The following is a 20384-nucleotide window of genomic DNA, read 5'->3' on the forward strand; positions in this document are numbered from 1 at the left end:
TAGGGAACTAAGGTCATGAGATCATTCGCCCTGAAGGGGCTTCGCGGCGGTGCGCTCGCCGGGTCGGCCGCGCTCGCCGCCCTGCTGGCCGCGGCGCCGGCGGGGGCTGCGGACGGCCCGAAGCGCGGCGGCACGCTGGTGGTGTCGATGAACGCCGATGCCCGCAGCCTGGAGCCCGGCATCAATCGCGACGCCAATTCCGATTCCGTGGTGAACAACATCTTCGAAGGGCTGGTCGGCTATCGCACCGATCTGACCGTGGGGCCGGCGCTGGCCCAGAGCTGGACGATGTCCGAGGATGGCCGCAGCTATACCTTCACGCTGCGCGACGGCGTCACCTTCCACAATGGCGACCCGCTGACGGCCGAGGCGGTGAAATGGAACTGGGACCGCAAATCCGGTCAGGAGGGCTGGCTCTGCGCCCGCTTCTTCAACGGCCAGGCCGGCGGGCTGAAGGTGGAGGCGGTGGAGGCCCCCGACCCGAAGACGGTGGTTTTCCGCCTGGCGGAACCCTCGGGCCTGTTCCTGACCCAGCTGGCCAATATCCAGTGCGGCATGCTGGTGGCGAGCCCGAAGAGCGCAGGCGCCGACGGGACCTGGACGCCGATCGGCACCGGCCCGTTCAAATTCGGCAGCTGGAAGCATGGCGATCAGATGGTGCTGGAGCGCTATGACGGCTATGTTCCGTCATCCGAACCGGGCAGCGGCTATGCCGGGGCGCGGCAGGTGTATGTGGACGCGCTGCGCTATCAGATCATCCCCGATGCCGATGCGGCGGCGGCGGCGCTTAAGACCGGGGCGATCGACATCATCCCCCAGCTCGACACGATCAAGATCGACGAGTTGAAGGCGGCGGGCATGAAGGTGATGGCGGCGCCGGGCCTCAGCTGGTCGGCCCTGCTGATCCAGACCGAGGATCCGCTGCTCTCCAACCCCAAACTCCGTCGCGCGCTGGCCCAGGCGATCGACATCGCCCAGATCACCGAGGTGCGCACCAACGGCCTGGCCAAGCCCAACCCCTCGGGCGTTGCCGAGAGCATGCGCGCCTTTTCGGCCGATTTCCTCGACTGGCCGAAATACGACCCGGCCGCCGCCGCGACGCTGGCGAAAGAGGCGGGTTACAAGGGCGAGCCGATCAGGCTTCAGACCAACCGGCGCTATGTCGGCATGTACGACAATGCGGTGATGATCCAGGCGATGCTGTCCGCTGCCGGCTTCAACGTCCAGCTCGAAGTCCTGGACTGGGCCGCCCAGCTCGACAACTACGTCAACGGCCGCTTCCAGCTGTCGTCGTTCAGCTATTCCGGACGATTCGACCCAGGGTTGATGTATGCCGCCTTGATCGCCGATAAGGCGACGGCAAAATGGGCCCAGTGGGGCGACCCGGAAGCCCGCAAGCTGCTGGCCGAGAGCGGCACACTGACCGACCAGACCGCCCGCGCCGCCATCTTCCGCCGCCTGCACGCGAAGATGAAGGAAGAGGTGCCGATCATCGGCCTCTACTATTCCCCGACCATCGAGGGCGTGAACCCGGCCCTGCACGACTACAAACCCTGGGCGGCGGCGATCCCGCTGGCCTGGGGGGTGTGGAAGGGGTGACGGGGGTAGATTTGGGGACAGCATGAGATGAGAGATGCCGCCCTGGGGGACCGGGGCGGTGTTTTCCTTTTGGCGGCTGCGCACACCATCGAACGTGTCAGGTTATGGTCTGATACTCGTGCCCTGGCGTGCGGCCGGCACTCATGTCAGGGTCTGCACTGACAAGCCTCTGTATACCGTCATCCCCGCGAAAGGCGGGATCCACCTTTCTTTCCGCGTGAAGATTGCCTGACCTCGAACCGAAACGCCGGGGCGTCTCTATAGGATCTTTCCACCGCCCGTACCGCCTGAGAGCCTGCGCCGTTTCGCCCGCGAACCCCAAGCTCCCGTAAAAATCCCGGGAGGTTCGCGGAAAAAAATTCTCCCGATGTTTCAATCGGTTAAATTTTTCAATTTCTGCATGTTCATGCTTTTGCGTGAGTTCCGGCGGAGGTTCGCGCGGATCGCCTTTTTCGATCGTGTCCCAAGGATTGGTGTAACAGCGCAGTCGCCGCTTGATCTCCGGCAAGGTTGTCCGGGATAGTCAGGCTGCCGCGACGGGCGGCAGGCTGGTCAGCGGATCATCGCCCAAGGGGGCGACGGATTCCAGGGTCATATAGCGGGATCGCTGGACGGCCCATTCGTCGTTCTGTTCCAGCAGGATGGCGCCGATCAGTCGGGTGATGGCGGCCACGTTGGGGAAGATGCCGACGACCTCGGTGCGGCGCTTGATTTCGCCGTTGAGGCGCTCGATGGGATTGGTCGAGTGCAGCTTGGCGCGATGCGCGGCGGGGAAGTCCATGTATGCGAGGACGTCGGTTTCGGCGTCGTCCATCAAGTCCGCCAGTTTCCGGGCTCTGGGGCGCAGTTGGTCGGCCACCTGGCGCCATTGCGCACGGGCGGCCCGGGCGGTGTCCTGGGCGAAGGCGGTGCCGATGAAGGCCGAGACGACGGTTTGCCCGCATGGGCCAGCACGTTGCGCATGAAATGGACGCGGCAGCGCTGCCAGGTGGCATTCATCACCTTGGCAATGGCCGCTTTCAACCCTTCGTGGGCGTCGGAGACCACCAGCCTGACGCCGCGCAGGCCCCGCCGCGCCAGCTTGCGCAGGAAATCGGTCCAGAAGGTCTCGGCCTCGCTGGGGCCGATGGCGATGCCCAGGACTTCACGTCGCCCGGCGGTGTTGGCACCGACCGCGATGATCACCGCCACGCTGACGATGCGGCCGTCCTGGCGCACCTTGACGTAGGTGGCGTCCAGCCAGACATAGGGCCAGTCGCCCTCCAGCGGGCGGTCGAGGAAGGTTGCGATCTTGCCGTCGATTTCGGCGCACAGGCGACTGACCTGGCTTTTCGAGATGCCGGTCATGCCCATGGCCTTGACCAGATCGTCGACCGACCGTGTCGAGATGCCCTGGACATAGGCCTCCTGGATGACGGCGGTCAGCGCCTTTTCCGCCATCCGGCGGGGCTCCAGGAAGCACGGCAGATAGCTGCCCTTGCGCAGGCGTGGGATGCGCAACGCCACCGTCCCCGCCCGGGTCTCCCAGTCGCGCTCGCGGTAGCCGTTGCGGTGGACAAGGCGCTGATCGGGCTTGCGCTCGCCATGCCCGGCGCCGGTCAGCGTCGCCACCTCCAACTCCATCAGCCGCTCGGCGGCAAAACCGATCATCTCGCGCAGCAGATCGGCATCTGCGCTCTTTTCCAGCAGGCCACGAAGGCTCATCATCTCATCGGTCATCGTCTTGATCCTTGGTTCGGTTGGGGGTTGCAACCAAACCCTACCGAAGATCGACGATGACCACCCCGATTTCGGGGGGCGCCTGGGGATGATGCCTCCGGGCGCGCCGCGCCCTGCGCCATCATCCCCAGGCAAACGCTGTTACACCACTCGGCGGGACGTCACCGGCCGGCGCCCGGAGTCGAGAAATCCACGCCTGAATGTGTCCTGAAATTCGGATCTTCGACGGCGAGCAGGATAGCCAGATGGGTTGTCCCCAAGGCGTTGCCCCCGCGGCCTTGAGCAATCAGCGCGTCGGCACGAGCACGCAACCCCCCGGCACCCGATCGCGCATCCCAGTATCCCCTGGCGCCATACCCCACGAGTCCGATCATCAAAAGAGCAATCAGACCCCCGATATATCTCAATATCCGCATCATTCTGTCTTCTTATCCTCAGATTCTTGCATCGAGAACTTCCTTAATATGCGCATGGCCTTAATATGCGCATGGCTGTGATCTGGATGTGATAAAGCGATGGTCGGAATATTTATGGGATATTGAACCACGCCCTATTACGCCGACCGGCACGCGCCTCTGACCCGGATCCCGGCCGGGCGGATCATTCATCGGTCGCTCGACGATGCCGCGGCAGCCCCGGCCGGGCTTGCCCCCTATCCCAGCCTGGGAGATGCAGGATGAAGCACGTCCTTCCAATTGCCGGCCTGGCCGTCCTGGCATTGGCGGCGCCACCTGCATCCGTCCAGGCCGAGGATTACGACATCGACTGTGCCGTGATCCTGTGCATGGCCGGCGGCTTCCCGGCGAGCACGCCCTGTTCTGCGGCTCATGGCTACATGATGAAGCGGCTGAAGAAGGGCAAACCGCCCTTCGGCACCTGTGCGATGTCAGATGGCAAGGCCTTCACCGATTACGACCTCGACATGGGCATCCACTATTATTGCGAGGCCGGGCTGGTGATGCGCTGGCCGGATGACCGCGACAACTGGAGTGGCAACCGGCCCGGCTGCTACATCGAAGAGGTGGTCGGCCGGGATGATGAGCGGCGCTACACCTGTGTCCGGGCGGCGGCCGGCGGGCCGTATATGGAGATCACGATCAGCCCGGGGAGCGCTGAGGCGTACAGGTCGGGGAAGCTGTATTATTAAGGGGTTAGATCATGATGGGCGACGGATTGTTGATGTTCGGTTCCGTTTATCCATCCAATTCCATCCATTTTCATCCGAGTCAGGGGGCGTAGCTGGCCTGTCTGGTGATGCGCTGGCCGGATGAGTGCGGCGCCCTCTGTTCGGCGGCCGGTTGGCGTGGGCACTGCGTTGAAATACATAAAAACCATATATACGCAAAAACATTAATGTATATATGGAGAATGGGATGTGTCCCGGAATATCGTCGCGCTGCACCGACCGGGCGCTCTTCTGCACGAAGCCTGTCGCTGATCGCCTGAAGCAGCGGGCAGGCCAAACGGGCTGCTCACGGGAACAGCACTTTTTCCAGCGCCTCGGCCAATTCGCGCCGCTTGTCGGCGGACAGCTTTTTGAGATTGCGCTGTTTCCATAAGACGGCGGGCAGGTTCTGCGCGCCAACGATGCCGGGCAAGGTCCAGTCCGGCTCGCCGCGCTTGAAGCTGGTAAGGAAGCGCCGGTGATCTTCTGGCATGGCGGCCACCATCTCGGCGATGATCGCCTCCCGCGCGGTCTCCAGGTCCGCAAGCGGGACAGGTTCCTGTGTCATGCCATCAAAGCCCCGCGCGAACTCCTTGTGCAGCGGCTTGCGGGTCGGGGCCAGAACTTCAGCCATCGGACGGTTGTGGCTGATGACATAAACCAGAAAGGCGCGACGCAACTCGTCACCGACGCCCTCGTTCTCCAGCAGGCCGCGCACATCAAAGAGGTCGCGCGGGTGCTGGCGGTCAAAGGCTGCCACGATCTTGCCCGCGTAGAGATCGGCGAAGGACACGACTTGCATTTCGGCGAAGCCGAAGGTGTCCTCGACAGCGGGAACCACGCTCATGACGACAGGATCATAGACCGCACCGCGGAGCACGGGGGTTACCTCGATCTTGATCTGCACGCCGGGCGTCCGAACGATCAGCTTGGTGATGATATCCTCATCGGCAGAACGCGAAGCATTGACGCTCGCGGTGGGGATACCCCGCTCGATCCGTTCTTTTATCCCCTGCATGGCGGCGTTGATTGCCGCAAGCGATGTGGCCCGGTCTTGGATCGGCAGATAAGTCAGGTCAATGTCTACGGAGAGGCGCGGCATGTCGCGCACGAACAGATTGATCGCGGTGCCGCCTTTGAGCGCGAAAGCCCGCTCTTTCGCGACGAAAGGAAGGACGCGAATAAGCAGGGCGACCTGCTGGCGGTATGTGTCGAGGAAGGCCATGGAATTCACACGCCTCCAAGGTCGGATGGCACGGTGATGTTGTAGCGCGGATCGAGTTTGCCGCCTTTGACGAGGGCGCGTTTGCCCGAACCCAGATCGATGTAGGACATGTCGAGCCGGAATCGCCACGCATGGCGGTGGCGGTCGGCGAAGAAAAGAAAAAGCCGCTTCACCTTCACGCTGGCGCAAGCCTCCAGCAGGGTTTGCAAGCGGCGCGGGCTTAAGTCGCTCATCCCTTCCATCAAGGCATCGGCCTGATGAAAGCTTTCATGGTCGGGCAGCTCGTCGAGCAATTCGAGAACGGCGCGCTCCTTGCTGGAATATCGGATAGGTAAGGTCAGACCGCCGACGCCGACCATGACGGGGCTTGGCTCGGATGGCGCGTCGACATCATCGGGAAACAACCGCAGGCTGTTGTGCCAGCGAAAGGTTATATCGAGTGGCAGGCTCGCCAGCCAGGTCGGCGGACGCTTCGGTCCGTAAAGATGAACCTCGTGCATGGCTGTCGAAAGGTAATGGGCATAGCCTTGCTGTTCGAGCGCGGTGCGTCCGCCGACCGTCAACGGAAGCTCCAGCACCGTCTGGAGAGAAACGATCACCTGCTGCCAGGTGAGCGGCGTGCGCGAGCGGCGATAGACGCGCCGCGCCGGGCTATTGAGCCAGCCCGCGCGAACATACTGGCTGCGCAGCGCCGACGAGTAGCCGTGCGCCTCCATCCAGGCGGCATCAGCCAGGAGACCCTCGGGGAGTTCCTGCTGAAGCCGGTTTAGTTTTTTGCCAGAATGCATATCCATACTTAGCGTTTTATAATATTTTTAAACCGATGTCGCGTTCGAATTTGCCAAGATTCGCTAAGTCATGCTTTGTATTTTGGGGAATATATAAACCGTGGGGAGTGAATCGCGCCGGGTTTGCCGGAGGCTCCAACTCTTGAGAGGGTGGAGCCATGACCAGCAGGACGACGAACAAGTTTGCCCCCGAAGTGCGTAGCCGCGCGGTCCGGATGGTTCTCGAGCACGAGAGCGATCACGCCTCCCGCTGGGCCGCCATCGCCTCGATCGCCGCCAAGATCGGCTGCACACCGGAGACGCTGCGGCTGTGGGTGAAGCGGGCCGAGCGTGAGGGCGGTAAGATCGACGGCGCCGCCCCGGACCTGAACGCCCGCCTGAAGGCACGCGAGCGGGAGAACCGCGAGCTGCGGCAGGCGAACGAGATCCTGAGATGGGACTTCAAGGCGTTGTTCGTGGTCGACCGATCCGGACGACCATCTCGGACAAGGCAACGCCATGCCCGCATGACCTCGTCAATCGACAGTTCAGGGCGCCGGGACCCAACCGGCTCCGGGTCTCCGATTTCACCTATGTGGCGACCTGGGTGGGTTTCGTCTACGTCGCCTTCGTGATCGACGTGTTCGCGCGGCGTATCGTCGGTTGGCGGGCGAGCCGAACCGCGCATGCGAGCTTCGTTCTCGATGCCCTCGAGCAAGCCCGCCATGCGCGCCGGCCGGCACCCGGTGGCGGCCTCGTTCATCACAGCGATCGAGGCGGCCAATACCTGTCGATCCGCGACACCGAACGCCTCGCCGACGCCGGCGTGGTACCCTCGGTGGGCAGTATCGGGGATTCCTACGCCAACGCCCTCGCCGAGACGATCAACGGGCTGTACAAAGCCGAGGTGATCCATCGGCGCGGACCTTGGCGGTCCTTGGAAGCCGTCGAGTATGCGACCCTCGAATGGGTCGACTGGTTCAACAACCGCCGGCTCCTCGAGCCGATCGGCAACATCCCGCCGGCCGGGGCCGAGCAACGCTGGTGGGACGAACAGGAGCAGGCGGCCATCGCAGCCTGGCTCAATGCTCCGAGCCTCCGACGAATCCGGCGCGGTTCAGAGCCCTACCATAAAGCTCGCAAGAGGCCGCGCTTTTTTGCATTGGGAGGCGGCCACAGCCGCTTGTCGAGTGTCGATTATCACTCTACATTCGCGACGTTAAGCTAGCGCGAATCGACACAGATGCACCCAGGGACGATCATCCGGCAGGATTGCCTTGAAAGGAACGGGCTGAGCGTCACCGACGCCGCTCGCATCCTTGGCGTTGATCGGCAGACCCTCAGCAACCTGTTGAACGCCCGGTCAGGCATTTCGCCGGAGATGGCCGTTCGGTTGGAAAAGGCGTTCGGCACGCCCGCCCGCGAATGGCTGATCCAACAGCTTGACCATGAACTGGCCGAGGTCATGCGTCGGGCCGATGAAATTGTGGTCGAGCCGTTCCAGGGCCTCGCCGGCGAAAGGCAGGGCGAAGCATGAACGCGGTCGAGATCGGGGAGGCCGTCACCGAGCTTGTGGAAAATTCTTTCGACGCAGCAGAGTTTCCGTATCAATTTCTTGGCTGGCCGGTGTTGTCGGTTGAAGAATACCAAAGATTGAAGAGTAGCAAGGACAAGAATTTGACCAAGAACGATACGACCCGTCCAACGAGAACCGAAGAGAACTGAGCTGCATCGATGGCAACGATCACGCCCGAACGCGATCTTGAGGAGGCTTTGGTCTCAAAGCTAAAGGACCTCAAGTATGAATATCGTCCTGATATCAGAGATCGTGCTACACTAGAGCGAAACTTCCGTGAGAAGTTCGAGACCCTCAATCGCGTCCGCCTGACCGATGCCGAGTTCTCGCGCCTCATGGATGAGATCGTCACGCCGGATGTTTTCACGGCAGCCCGCACCCTGCGCGAGCGAAACAGTTTTACCCGCGATGACGGCACGCCCCTAAACTACACGCTCGTCAACATCAAGGACTGGTGCAAGAATTCCTTTGAGGTGGTCAACCAGCTCCGCATCAACACAGACAACAGCCACCATCGCTACGACGTTATTCTCCTGATCAACGGCGTGCCGGTCGTTCAGATTGAACTGAAGACCCTTGGCATAAGCCCGCGTCGTGCCATGGAGCAGATCGTCGAATACAAGAATGACACCGGGAACGGATATACCAAGACGATCCTATGCTTTCTTCAGCTCTTCATTGTCAGCAACCGCGATCGCACGTTTTATTTTGCGAACAACAATGCACGGCATTTCGCCTTTAATGCCGAGGAGCGCTTTCTGCCGGTCTACGAGTTTGCCGATGTAGACAACAAAAAGATTGTCCATCTCGATAGCTTCGCCGACACTTTCCTCGTCAAATGTACCCTCGGCCAGACGATCAGCCGCTACATGGTGCTGGTGGCAAGTGAGCAGAAGCTCCTGATGATGCGGCCGTATCAGGTCTACGCGGTGAAGGCGATTGTCGATTCCATCGCCCAGGACTGCGGCAACGGTTACATCTGGCACACTACGGGCAGCGGCAAGACGCTAACCTCCTTCAAGGCATCAACGCTGCTGAAGGACAATCCCGACATCGAAAAATGCCTCTTCGTCGTGGACCGCAAGGACCTCGATCGGCAGACGCGCGAGGAGTTCAATAAGTTCCAGGAAGGTTGCGTCGAGGAAAACACCAACACCGCCTCTCTCGTCCGGCGCCTTCTCTCTGATGACTATACCGACAAGGTCATCGTCTGCACGATCCAGAAGCTTGGCCTTGCGCTGGACGAAAACAGCAAGCGTAACAAGCAGCAGAAAAAAGACGGCAAGAAGAGCTTCAAGGAACAGCTTGAGCCCCTTCGCGACAAGCGTATCGCCTTTATCTTCGACGAATGCCATCGCTCACAGTTCGGCGAGAATCATAAGGCCATCAAGGAGTTCTTCCCGCGGGCGCAGCTCTTCGGCTTCACCGGAACGCCCATCTTTGATCAGAACGCTGCTCAGCAGAAAATCGAGGACACCCAGGCCAGCATGAAGACGACGGAAGACCTCTTCCAGAAGCGTCTTCACACCTACACGATCACGCATGCGATCGAGGACGGAAACGTCCTTCGCTTCCACGTCGACTATTACAAGCCGCAGGGCAAGACCGTGCCCAAGCCGGGCGAACCGCTGGCCAAGCGGGCGGTCATCGAGGCGATCCTGTCCAAGCACGATGCGGCCACCGGTCAGCGCCGGTTCAACGCCCTGCTCGCCACGTCGTCGATCAATGACGCCATCGAATATCACGCGCTGTTCAAAACCATGCAGGCCGAGAAGCAAGCTGCCGATCCCAGCTTCCAGCCGCTGAACATCGCCTGCGTCTTCTCTCCGCCTGCCGAGGGCGATCCTGACGTAAAGCAGATTCAGGAGGACCTGCCGACGGAGAAGGAAGACAACGCGGTTGAGCCAGAGAAAAAGAAGGAGGCCCTGAAAGCCATCCTCGCGGACTACAACGCCAACTACGGTACAAACCACAAGATCGGCGAGTTCGACCTGTATTATCAGGACGTGCAGAAGCGCATCAAAGACCAGCAATGGCCCGAAGCTGACCTACGGAAAGCCTATCCCGATGTGCCGCACCACAAGATCGACATCACGATTGTCGTCGACATGTTGCTGACCGGCTTCGACTCCAAGTTCCTGAACACGCTCTACGTCGACAAGAACCTCAAGCATCACGGCCTGATCCAGGCCTTCTCGCGGACCAACCGCGTGCTGAACGCCACCAAGCCCTATGGCAACATCCTCGACTTCCGCCAACAGCAGGATGCGGTCGATGCCGCTATCGCCCTTTTCTCCGGCGAGGCGGCCGCCGAAAGGGCTCGCGAAATCTGGCTGGTCGACAAGGCGCCCGTGGTTATCCAGAAGCTGGAAACCGCCGTCCAGAAGCTCGACACCTTCATGAAGTCGCAGGGCCTGGACTGCGCCCCCGACGCCGTGCCCAATCTCAAGGGCGATGCCGCCCGCGCGGCCTTCATCGAGCATTTCAAGGAGGTCCAGCGGCTTAAGACCCAGCTGGATCAATACACCGACTTGACCCCCGAAAACGCCGCAACGATCGAACGCATCCTGCCGCGCGACAACCTCGTTGGCTTCCGCGGGGCCTATCTGGAAACCGCACAGCGCCTTCGCGCCCAGCAGGGCAAGGGCGCGGACAAGCCGACACAGGAAGCCGACCAGCTTGATTTCGAGTTCGTCCTCTTCGCCTCGGCCGTGATCGACTACGACTACATCATGGGCCTGATCGCCCGCTATTCCGAGGCGACCCCTGGCAAGCAGAAGATGAGCCGCGAGGAACTGATCGGCCTGATCCAGTCCGACGCCAAGTTCATGGACGAGCGTGAGGATATCGCGGCCTATATCAACACCCTAAAGGCGGGCGAGGGACTCAGCGAAAAGGCCATCCGCGACGGCTACAGCCGCTTCAAGGCGGAAAAGAACGCGGCGGAGCTGGCGAGCATCGCGGACAAGCACGGACTAGCGACCGAGGCGCTGCAAGGCTTTGTCGACACCATCCTGCAACGCATGGTCTTTGATGGCGAGCGGCTCACCGACCTGATGGAACCCCTTGGCCTAAACTGGAAGGCGCGGCGGGTCAAAGAGTTGGACCTGATGGCCGACCTGGTGCCGGTGCTGTTGAAGCGCGCTGGCGGGCGCGAGATTTCAGGGCTGAGCGCTTATGAGCAGTAAGGGGAAATCCTCTGCCGAGACGGGCGGTGGGGCTATGCTTGTGCCGAAGCTGCGGTTTCCGGAGTTCCGGAATGCCGGAGATTGGAAACCAAAGCGCTTGGGCGCGCTTTTCTCACAGCGGGAAGAGAGTGGAAGGACCAATCTGCGTCTGCTGTCGCTGACGGATAAGGATGGCATTATCCCGCAAGAAGAAAGCAACCGTAAGAACACCTCTAACGGAGATTTGAGCAGATACCTTCGCGTTGTGCCCGGTGATATTGCCTACAATACAATGCGCATGTGGGAGGGGAGAAACGCGCTCTCACGAATAGAAGGGATTGTCAGTCCAGCTTATACAGTCTGCAGACCCACCAAAGACGCCAACAGCGTCTTCTTTTCCTATTACTTCAAGACGCCGCAACTGATTGCCCAGTTCGCGCGATATTCGCAGGGTCTCGTCAAGGATACGCTCAACTTGAAGTTTGAGGCGTTCTCCCGCATTCTTGCCGCGACGCCTCCGACGCTCCCCGAACAACAAAAGATCGCCGACTGCCTGACTTCGTTGGACGCGCTGATCGAGGCGCAGGGGCGGAAGGTGGAGGTGCTGAGGGCCCACAAGAAGGGCCTGATGCAGCAGCTTTTCCCCCAGGAAGGCGAAGCCCTACCCCGCCTCCGCTTCCCCGAGTTTGAGGGAGCTGGGGAGTGGGAAGAAGGCACCATTTCCGACATTGGGACCGTGTTGCAGGGCTACGGCTTCCCTGAGAGGTACCAAGGTCAGCAAAGCGGTGATTTCCCCTTCTACAAGGTGAGCGACATTTCAAGGTCGCTTGGCGCAGGAAAGACGTTCATCGAAGAAGCAGCAAACTACGTCAACAAAAACCAATTGAAGGAATTGAGAGCCAAGCCGATCCCTGCCGGAACGGCCGTCTTCGCCAAGATTGGCGAAGCGATCCGTTCCAATAAGCGCGCTATCACGACGGTTCCATGTTTGATCGACAACAACGCGGCGGGAGTTAAGTCGATCAAGGGGAAGGCAACAGATTTCTTCATCTATCTGACGATGGAGCAGATTTCGCTGATCGATCACGCCGGGGGCGTGGTTCCTGCGGTCAACAAGTCAGCGATTGAAGCCATACCCGTGAAGTTTCCTCAGGTCGCAGAACAACAACGTATCGCCGACTGCCTCACCTCCCTCGACGACCTTATCGCCGCCGAAACCCGAAAGCTCGACAGGCTCAAGACACACAAGAAAGGGCTGATGCAACAACTTTTCCCGCGGGTCGGGGAGGCTGACACATGAGCACCTACAAGAACCTGAAAACTTTGGTGGCCAGACTTCGTGACGATCTGAACAATCCAACTGGGCCAGTCTCGCTGGTCTTGATCTATGCCTACAACCGCACCGGCAAGACACGTCTGTCGATGGAGTTCAAGGACGCGGGGAAGCGCAAGACCAAGAAGAACCCGACCGGCACGCCTGACACGCTCTATTTCAATGCCTTCACAGAGGATCTGTTCGTCTGGGAAAACGACCTCGAAGGCGACAGCGTTCGCCGCCTGCAACTGAACGAAAAGTCATCCTTCTTCAACGCGATGACGGAACTCGCACTGGACGAAACAATTGCGGGTTATCTTTCCCGATATGCCGATTTCGATTTCGACTTCACCTACAAGGAAATTCAGCAGGGCAACGAGACCATCTCCAAGCCCGATTTCGTGAGCTTCCGAAAGGGGGATCAGTCCAATATCAAGGTTTCGCGGGGTGAACAGAATATCTTTGTCTGGTGCATCTTCATGGCCATCTGCGAACGGATGCTGGATGGGCATGAATCCTATCAGGGGAAGAAGTATCTCTACATCGACGACCCGATCTCGTCGCTGGATGACAACAACGCGATTTCCGTGGCCTGCGATCTGGCTAAGCTTCTCCGCCGGGCAGCCACGCGGAAGGATGCTGCCGGTGGGCCCGCTCCGATCAAGTTGATCTTCTCGTCCCACCATGCGCTGTTCTTCAACGTCATGTGCAATGAAATGGGCAGGCGGACCGATGGCGAACCGAAGATCACCCACAAGCGCTATTTCCTGCACCGCCCAAACGGCGACGGCGCTTACACGCTTCAGGCGACCGAGGATACGCCCTTCTTCCACCACGTCGCCACTTTAGCCGAGTTGCAGCGTGCCGCCGATCCCGACAAGGGGAAGCTCTACACCTTCCACTTCAACGCCTTGCGCAGCGTCATGGAGAAGACAGCCTCTTTCTTCGGTCATCCAAGCATAGCCTTCTGCTTGAAGGCGCTGAACAACGAAGAAGACCGGGCGCTGTTCAACCGGGCCCTGAACCTGCTGAGCCACGGCGCCTATGCCATCCATGAACCCACAGAGATGGGCGAGGACAACAAGGAACTGTTCCGCCGCATCCTGGGCGAATTCATCACGCGGTTCGAATTCGCCCTGCCGGGAGTTGTTCCAGCCCAGCCCGCAGCCCCGGCGAAAGCGCCCGCCCCTGAGGAAGCACCCGCACAATGAACGACCAAAATCAAAAGCAACTGGGCAAAACGCTCTGGAACATCGCCGATACGCTTCGCGGCGCTATGAATGCGGACGATTTCCGCGACTACATGCTGTCGTTCCTCTTCTTGCGCTACCTCTCTGACAACTACGAGATGGCCGCGAAGAAGGAGCTTGGGCGTGACTACCCTGATCCTAATGCGATCGGCAATGGCGGGCGCTCGCCCCTATCTGTGTGGTACGCGCAGAACCCCGATGATGTTGCTGCTTTTGAAAAGCAGATGCGTCTCAAGGCGCACTACGTCATCAAGCCGGAACACCTCTGGACCAGCATCGCTCATATGGCGCGCACCCAGAACGACGAACTGCTGAACACCCTGCAGGCGGGCTTCAAATACATTGAGAACGAGTCCTTTCAGAGCACATTCGGCGGCCTTTTCTCGGAAATCAATCTTGGCTCTGACAAGCTCGGCCGGACATACGCTGATCGCAACGCCAAACTCTGCGCCATCATCACGGAGATCGCCAAAGGGCTCGCCGACTTCTCGTCCGACGTGGATGCGCTGGGCGACGCCTACGAATATCTGATCGGCCAATTTGCCGCCGGCTCCGGGAAGAAGGCAGGCGAGTTCTATACCCCGCAGCAGGTGTCAGACATCCTTTCCGCGATCGTGACGCTAGACAGCCAGGAGCCGGCAACCGGAAAGAAAGAGCGGCTCGCCAGCGTGCTCGATTTCGCGTGTGGCTCCGGCTCGCTGCTGCTGAACGTGCGCAAGCGCATGGGGCCGCACGGCATCGGCAAAATCTACGGGCAGGAAAAGAACATCACCACCTACAATCTCGCCCGCATGAACATGCTGTTGCATGGCGTGAAGGACACGGAGTTCGACATCTACCACGGCGACACGCTGAACAACGACTGGGATATTCTGCGCGAGTTGAACCCAGCCAAGAAGCCCTCCTTCGATGCCATTGTGGCCAATCCGCCCTTCAGCTTGCGCTGGGAGCGGACCGAGGCGATGGGCGATGATGTGCGGTTCAAGAACTACGGTTTGGCGCCCAAGTCGGCCGCCGACTTCGCATTCCTGCTGCACGGGTTCCACTACCTGAAGGATGAGGGCGTGATGGCCATCATCCTGCCTCACGGGGTGCTGTTCAGAGGTGGGGCGGAAGAGCGCATCCGCACCAAGCTTCTGAAGGATGATCACATCGACACGGTCATCGGCCTGCCTGCGAATCTGTTCTATTCGACGGGCATCCCGGTCTGCATCCTTGTTCTGAAAAAGTGCAAAAAGCCGGATGACGTACTCTTCATCAATGCGGCCGAGCATTTTGCGAAGGGTAGGAGACAGAACAAGCTCACCGATGATCACATCGCCAAAATCATCGAAACCTATCAATTCCGAAAGGAAGAGGAGCGCTACTCCAAGCGCGTGGGCATGGATCGAATTGCTGAGGAAGGCTTCAACCTCAACATCTCTCGCTACATCAGTACGGTGGTTGGTGAGGAAGAGATCGAGCTGTCAGCCACCCAGGGTGAACTCGTCGAGCTTCAAAAGCAGATCCGGGAGGCAACTTCGAAACACAACGCTTTCTTGAAGGAGCTTGGATTGCCTCTTCTGCCAGGGGAGAATTGAGGCCATTTCGCCCATATCAACGACGAGAAATAAGGGCGCAGCGTTATCGCGCGATGGCTGAACCGCGCCGGGTTTGCCGGAGGCTCCAACTCTTGAGAGGGTGGAGCCATGACCAGCAGGATGACGAACAAGTTTGCCCCCGAAGTGCGTAGCCGCGCGGTCCGGATGGTTCTCGAGCACGAGAGCGATCACGCCTCCCGCTGGGCCGCCATCGCCTCGATCGCCGCCAAGATCGGCTGCACACCGGAGACGCTGCGGCTGTGGGTGAAGCGGGCCGAGCGTGAGGGCGGTAAGATCGACGGCGCCGCCCCGGACCTGAACGCCCGCCTGAAGGCACGCGAGCGGGAGAACCGCGAGCTGCGGCAGGCGAACGAGATCCTGAGATGGGACTTCAAGGCGTTGTTCGTGGTCGACCGATCCGGACGACCATCTCGGACAAGGCAACGCCATGCCCGCATGACCTCGTCAATCGACAGTTCAGGGCGCCGGGACCCAACCGGCTCCGGGTCTCCGATTTCACCTATGTGGCGACCTGGGTGGGTTTCGTCTACGTCGCCTTCGTGATCGACGTGTTCGCGCGGCGTATCGTCGGTTGGCGGGCGAGCCGAACCGCGCATGCGAGCTTCGTTCTCGATGCCCTCGAGCAAGCCCGCCATGCGCGCCGGCCGGCACCCGGTGGTGGCCTCGTTCATCACAGCGATCGAGGCGGCCAATACCTGTCGACCCGCGACACCGAACGCCTCGCCGACGCCGGCGTGGTGCCCTCGGTGGGCAGTGTCGGGGATTCCTACGACAACGCCCTCGCCGAGACGATCAACGGGCTGTACAAAACCGAGGTGATCCATTGGCGCTCCTTGGAAGCCGTCGGGTGTGCGACCCTCGAATGGGTCGACTGGTTCAACAACCGCCGGCTCCTCGAGCCGATCGGCAACATCCCGCCGGCCGGGGCCGAGCAACGCTGGTGGGACGAACAGGAGCAGGCGGCCATCGCCGCCTGACTCAACGCGCCGAGCTTCCGACGAACCCGGCGCGGTTCAGAGAACCATCTGCTTCGGCAGATTGGGAGTCAACGACCCGCAAATTGGTAGCCGAAAGACCGCAATCTGGGAAGAAATAAGAAAAATCGCCATCTGCAATCGAGCTTTAGCAGGTTGCCGAAGAACGATCAGCGCTGAGCCTTCATCCCGATCCGTCGCCCGTGATGGAAGCCGACCTCGACCCTCCAGGTCACTCGTGGTGCCGGTAGCGGCTCCTCCTTTGGCCGATCACCGTCTTTGATCCAGCCGAACGCCTCCTCGATGCCCGAGCGCGGTCCGCTAGAGTGGCACCTTATTCAATTTCGCCACTTTTCCGCAGCCGGCCAAACATCCCGGCACTATCTCCCTCACCTGGTGCCTATATCTATGATAACGTCCTTTATCATAAATATAATTTGACATGACGGATGTGTTGTTATAAAATACCACTAACTCAAAATGGAAAGGAGATGATGTTATGATAATAAAAATTTTACATAACGGAATCCCGTTCATATCAAATAGCGATGCGAGATTGGTATGTTCTGGAATTCGATATCACTATATCGTACTTTTATAGAAATTTACCATAATACGCGGTCCCCACGCCTTTAGAGGCGTGGGAACTGATCTGGGGGCTTGAATGGGGTTGGTGACACAGACTTTCAAATGGCTTGCTTGTAGCCAGCCGTTAATTTCTACAGCTGGCGAACCGGCCCAACTGCGCTTCCTCGAATTCTTCGTTGCCCGGATCCGCAACCCGCACACCCGGCGTGCCTATGGCCGGGCGGCCGAAGACTTCCTCACCTGGTGCAGCGGCGTCGGGCTGACCACGATCGGTCAGGTCCAGCCGCTGCATGTCGCGGCCTGGGTCGAGCTTCAGGGCCGGCACTTCGCCGCGCCGACCGTCAAGCAGCGCCTGGCCGGGCTGAAGCATCTGTTCGACTGGCTGGTGACCGGCCAGATCCTGCCCGCCAACCCGGCCGCGTCGGTGCGCGGCCCGGTGCATCGGGTCAAACGGGGCAAGACCCCGGTTCTGGAGGCGGCCGAGGCGCGGCGGATTCTGGAGGCGATCGACGTCTCAACCCCGATCGGGCTGCGCGACCGCGCCCTGATCGGGCTGATGGTCTACAGTTTCGCCCGGATCGGTGCGGCCCTGGCCATGCGGGTGGAGGACGTCTATGTCCAGAACCGCCGCCTCTGGGTGCGGCTGCACGAGAAGGGGGGCAAGCGTCACGACATGCCCTGTCACCACAATCTCGATGCCTGGCTGCACGACTATATGGAGGGCTGTGCGCTGGCGGATGACCGGCGGAGTGCCCTGTTCCGGACCATCGCTCGCGGCACCGGCCGGCTGAGCGACCGGGCGATGCAGCAGGCCGATGCCTATGCGATGATCCGGCGTCGGGCCGCGGCGGCCGGGATCGAGACGCCGATCGGCAATCACAGCTTCCGGGCCACGGGGATCACCGCCTATCTCAAGAACGGGGGCACGCTGGAAAAGGCGGCAACCATGGCCAACCATGCCTCCACCCGCACCACCCAGCTTTATGACCGGCGGCCGGATGATGTGACACTGGATGAGGTGGAGCGGGTCATGCTCTGACCGCTGCTGCCCGGGGCTCGGACAGCAGGTTTTCGGCCGCGATCAGGCAACACCAGGCATCGGCGAGCGGGTCGTGGGGGCGATCCTCGACCGGCAGTTTCAGGCCGGCCTTTTGCAGGTAGGGGCGGGCCGCACGGGGATCCTCTCCCGCTGCCAGCAGCAGCGTCGCCAGATCGTGAAGCGGGAAGGGGGCCTGGAATTCGCGGGTTGCAGGATCGCGCTCGACACAGCGGCGGAACAGTCCGGCTTCGACCGGGGCGGCGCAATGGGCGATGCAGACCAGATCCTCGTCGCCGGCCGCCTCGACCTCTGCCCGATAAAACACCCAAAAGTCGTCGAGCAGCGCGTCCAGCCCGTCATGGGTGCAGGGAATATCGGTCATCATCGGGATGACCTCGCGGTCCACCCAGGGATCGACCGGCCCGATCAACGGGCACCGGCCCAGAAAGACGGCGGGCGCAGCGCCGCCGCCACGCGCCACCGCCGCGATGGCAAAAGGCGCGCCATAGAGCCCATTGGTTTCTGCATCCACGGCGAGGATCCGTCTGGGCGTGACTCGCGTGTCAGGCGTAAACATGTGGCATCTCATTCATATGCGCGGCATGATGTGACGATAATGCAATCATACGTGGACCACCGCCATGGCGACATCCCCGGAGGGCCCCGGGCCCGGTCAACCCTACTACATCCGGATGGAGTGCGTGAATTTCAGCGCGGTCCTCTCGGATACCGAGGATCTGAGCACCATCCGCGGCAGCGGCCTCGCCATGCTGCATGCCGTCGAATATGCGGCCAAGGCCCTGAAGGAGCTGACCCGGGGCGCGGTCGAGCAGGTGACGACCGGTGCATCGGTGGGGGTGTTCCGGGTGAGCGCGGCGGATCAGGCCGACGCCTGGACGGTCGCCCGCAATCTGCGGGCGCGGCTGACGGCCCATGCCCCCGCGGCAGCCAACGATGAGGAGAGTGAGCCAGCCAGGCCGCTTCCGGGCGCCATCGATGAAGCCGAGCTTCTCCGGGTCCTGGACCATCTGAGCATCCTGACGGCCGCCTGTGCCGCGACGGCGGACTTCCGGGCCGATATGGAAACCCTGCTGGCGCTGATCCGCTGGCAGCAGCAGCAGGCCCCCTCGCTGGTGCTGCCTGCGGCGGGGACCAGCTGGGACAAGACAAAGCTGATCTGCCCGAACGATCATACCCGGCTTGCGGATACCTATATTTTCCGGCGCAAGGATGAGGGCCCCGGCCGATATCCGGCGAGCCGGAGCGTGCGCGACCGCCATGCCTATGGCCGCCATTATAAGCAGACGCTTTATGATCGGGTGATCGACGGCATACCCTATCTGAAGGACGACGGCTCTAAGCGGCGCAAGCGCGCATATGCTGACGAACTCGCCGATCCGGCCCGTCAGCCCGACAAAGCCCTCGATGGCAAAATGGCCGCGCTCTATGCCGACGAACTCGCCGATCTGGCCCGCCGGCTCGGTGCGCCCCTCGATGGCAAAATGGCCGTGCTCTATGCCGACGGCAACCGGTTCAGCGAACAGATCCGCGACCTTGTGAAGGCAAGCGACACCCCGATCGAGACCCAGAAGGCGATCGACAAGGCGCTTCAGGGCTGGCGCAGTAAGCTATTGGAGAAGGTGGTCAAGCTGATCGAGCTGGATGATCGGGATTATCCCCTCACGCGGATCGAAACCCTGCTCTGGGGCGGGGATGAACTGATCTGGGTGCTGCCGGCCTGGCGGGGGTGGGAAGTGGCTGCGCTCTTTGCCGAGCATATCCGCAACGAGCCGGTGGAGGGGAAGGGCAGGTCGATGGACGTGCCGGAGAAGGATGGCTGGTCGATGAACATGTCCCACGGTCTGGGCATGGTGTTCTGCCACTATGATGCGCCGATCAACGGCATCCGCACGCTGGCGAAAAATCTGGCCGACAAGGTCGCGAAGGCAGAACGGACAAGCACCCGTCTGGCGGTCATGGTGCTCGAATCCTTCGATGCCGTCGGCCAGGACCTGGAGGCGCATCTGACGCGGACCTATGGAACAGCGGGCATCACGCCGAGCGCCATGTGCCTGACGGCCCCGCAGGGGGCAAGCTGGAACGACGTGCCGTGCGCCGTGGCGAAGATGAAGGAACATCTGCCCCGTCGCCGGCTGCATGCCCTGGCCGATGCCCTGCTTCGTCACGGGCCGGTGACGACGGAGACCGACCGGGCCCGGGGTCGGTTCTGGCGCGATCTGGATGCACCGGCCGAGGCGGCGATCCGCGAGGCTGCGGAGACGCTGGGGAGGTGCTGGGGGTTCGATGCGCAGGGAACGGATGCCCGGCTCTGGCTGCATCTCGACATGCTCTGGGACTATCTGGCCCCGGACGTACAGGACATGGCGGAGGTCTGAGGG

At 61.1% G+C, this 20384-nt stretch carries 12 protein-coding genes and 4 pseudogenes; 12 read left to right on the forward strand and 4 right to left on the reverse strand.

The features are described 5' to 3' along the window. The first annotated feature begins 15 nt into the window (after window positions 1-15). A complete protein-coding gene (locus TMO_RS19610) occupies window positions 16-1599 on the forward strand; it encodes an ABC transporter substrate-binding protein (RefSeq protein WP_014747429.1) in 1584 nt (527 codons plus the stop codon). 523 nt (window positions 1600-2122) lie between these two features. On the opposite strand, the pseudogene TMO_RS19615 reads toward TMO_RS19610, so the two are convergent. Continuing rightward, window positions 2123-3318: pseudogene (locus TMO_RS19615) on the reverse strand (IS256 family transposase). A 676-nt stretch (window positions 3319-3994) separates the two neighbouring features. Between TMO_RS19615 and TMO_RS29770 the strand changes: the two are divergent. Then, window positions 3995-4465: a hypothetical protein gene (locus TMO_RS29770; protein ID WP_014747432.1), complete on the forward strand. Its 471-nt coding sequence runs from the start codon at window positions 3995-3997 to the stop codon at window positions 4463-4465. A 325-nt stretch (window positions 4466-4790) separates the two neighbouring features. Here the strand turns inward: TMO_RS29770 and TMO_RS19625 are convergent, their stop codons facing one another. Further along, window positions 4791-5708 carry a nucleotidyl transferase AbiEii/AbiGii toxin family protein gene (locus tag TMO_RS19625; protein WP_041606900.1) on the reverse strand — a complete coding sequence of 306 codons (918 nt, stop codon included), beginning with the start codon at window positions 5706-5708 and terminating at the stop codon, window positions 4791-4793. Window positions 5709-5713: 5 nt separating this feature from the next. Continuing rightward, window positions 5714-6502: a type IV toxin-antitoxin system AbiEi family antitoxin gene (locus TMO_RS19630; RefSeq protein WP_014747434.1), complete on the reverse strand. Its 789-nt coding sequence runs from the start codon at window positions 6500-6502 to the stop codon at window positions 5714-5716. A gap of 152 nt (window positions 6503-6654) precedes the next feature. On the opposite strand from TMO_RS19630, the pseudogene TMO_RS19635 reads away from it, so the two are divergent. The 9 genes and pseudogenes from TMO_RS19635 (at window position 6655) to TMO_RS19670 (ending at window position 17985) form a co-directional block, all read left to right on the forward strand. Further along, window positions 6655-7703, forward strand: a pseudogene (locus tag TMO_RS19635) (IS3 family transposase). A 15-nt stretch (window positions 7704-7718) separates the two neighbouring features. Continuing rightward, window positions 7719-8012: a HigA family addiction module antitoxin gene (locus TMO_RS19640; RefSeq protein ID WP_041606902.1), complete on the forward strand. Its 294-nt coding sequence runs from the start codon at window positions 7719-7721 to the stop codon at window positions 8010-8012. Continuing rightward, window positions 8009-8092 (forward strand): annotated as a pseudogene (locus TMO_RS32940) (type II restriction endonuclease subunit M); the annotation flags it as partial. The gene TMO_RS19640 and the pseudogene TMO_RS32940, both read left to right, overlap by 4 nt. A gap of 117 nt (window positions 8093-8209) precedes the next feature. Further along, window positions 8210-11239, forward strand: coding sequence for a type I restriction endonuclease subunit R (locus TMO_RS19645; protein ID WP_014747437.1), 3030 nt, complete (start codon window positions 8210-8212; stop codon window positions 11237-11239). 97 nt (window positions 11240-11336) lie between these two features. Next, the gene (locus tag TMO_RS19650; protein WP_228382336.1) at window positions 11337-12518 is read left to right on the forward strand and encodes a restriction endonuclease subunit S; all 1182 of its coding nucleotides are present in this window, start codon (window positions 11337-11339) and stop codon (window positions 12516-12518) included. Then, window positions 12515-13744, forward strand: coding sequence for an AAA family ATPase (locus tag TMO_RS19655; protein ID WP_014747439.1), 1230 nt, complete (start codon window positions 12515-12517; stop codon window positions 13742-13744). The genes TMO_RS19650 and TMO_RS19655 overlap by 4 nt, the downstream gene beginning before the upstream one ends. After that, window positions 13741-15363 (forward strand): type I restriction-modification system subunit M, encoded by a 1623-nt coding sequence (locus TMO_RS19660; protein WP_014747440.1) that lies wholly within the window; start codon window positions 13741-13743, stop codon window positions 15361-15363. Before TMO_RS19655 ends, TMO_RS19660 begins: the two co-directional genes overlap by 4 nt. A 108-nt stretch (window positions 15364-15471) precedes the next feature. Beyond that, window positions 15472-16361 (forward strand): annotated as a pseudogene (locus TMO_RS19665) (IS3 family transposase). Between the two features lie 661 nt (window positions 16362-17022). After that, window positions 17023-17985, forward strand: a complete 963-nt coding sequence (locus TMO_RS19670) for a tyrosine-type recombinase/integrase (RefSeq protein WP_014747442.1) — start codon at window positions 17023-17025, stop codon at window positions 17983-17985. Here TMO_RS19670 and TMO_RS19675 read toward each other — a convergent pair. Then, window positions 17975-18517 carry a hypothetical protein gene (locus TMO_RS19675; protein WP_014747443.1) on the reverse strand — a complete coding sequence of 181 codons (543 nt, stop codon included), beginning with the start codon at window positions 18515-18517 and terminating at the stop codon, window positions 17975-17977. The genes TMO_RS19670 and TMO_RS19675 overlap by 11 nt on opposite strands. A 109-nt stretch (window positions 18518-18626) precedes the next feature. Between TMO_RS19675 and TMO_RS19680 the strand changes: the two genes are divergently transcribed. Next, on the forward strand, window positions 18627-20381 hold the full coding sequence (locus TMO_RS19680; protein ID WP_145978299.1) for a Cas10/Cmr2 second palm domain-containing protein: 1755 nt from the start codon (window positions 18627-18629) through the stop codon (window positions 20379-20381). The last annotated feature ends 3 nt before the right edge of the window (window positions 20382-20384 follow it).

The sequence above is a fragment of the Tistrella mobilis KA081020-065 genome (genome assembly GCF_000264455.2).
GTDB lineage: Bacteria > Pseudomonadota > Alphaproteobacteria > Tistrellales > Tistrellaceae > Tistrella > Tistrella mobilis.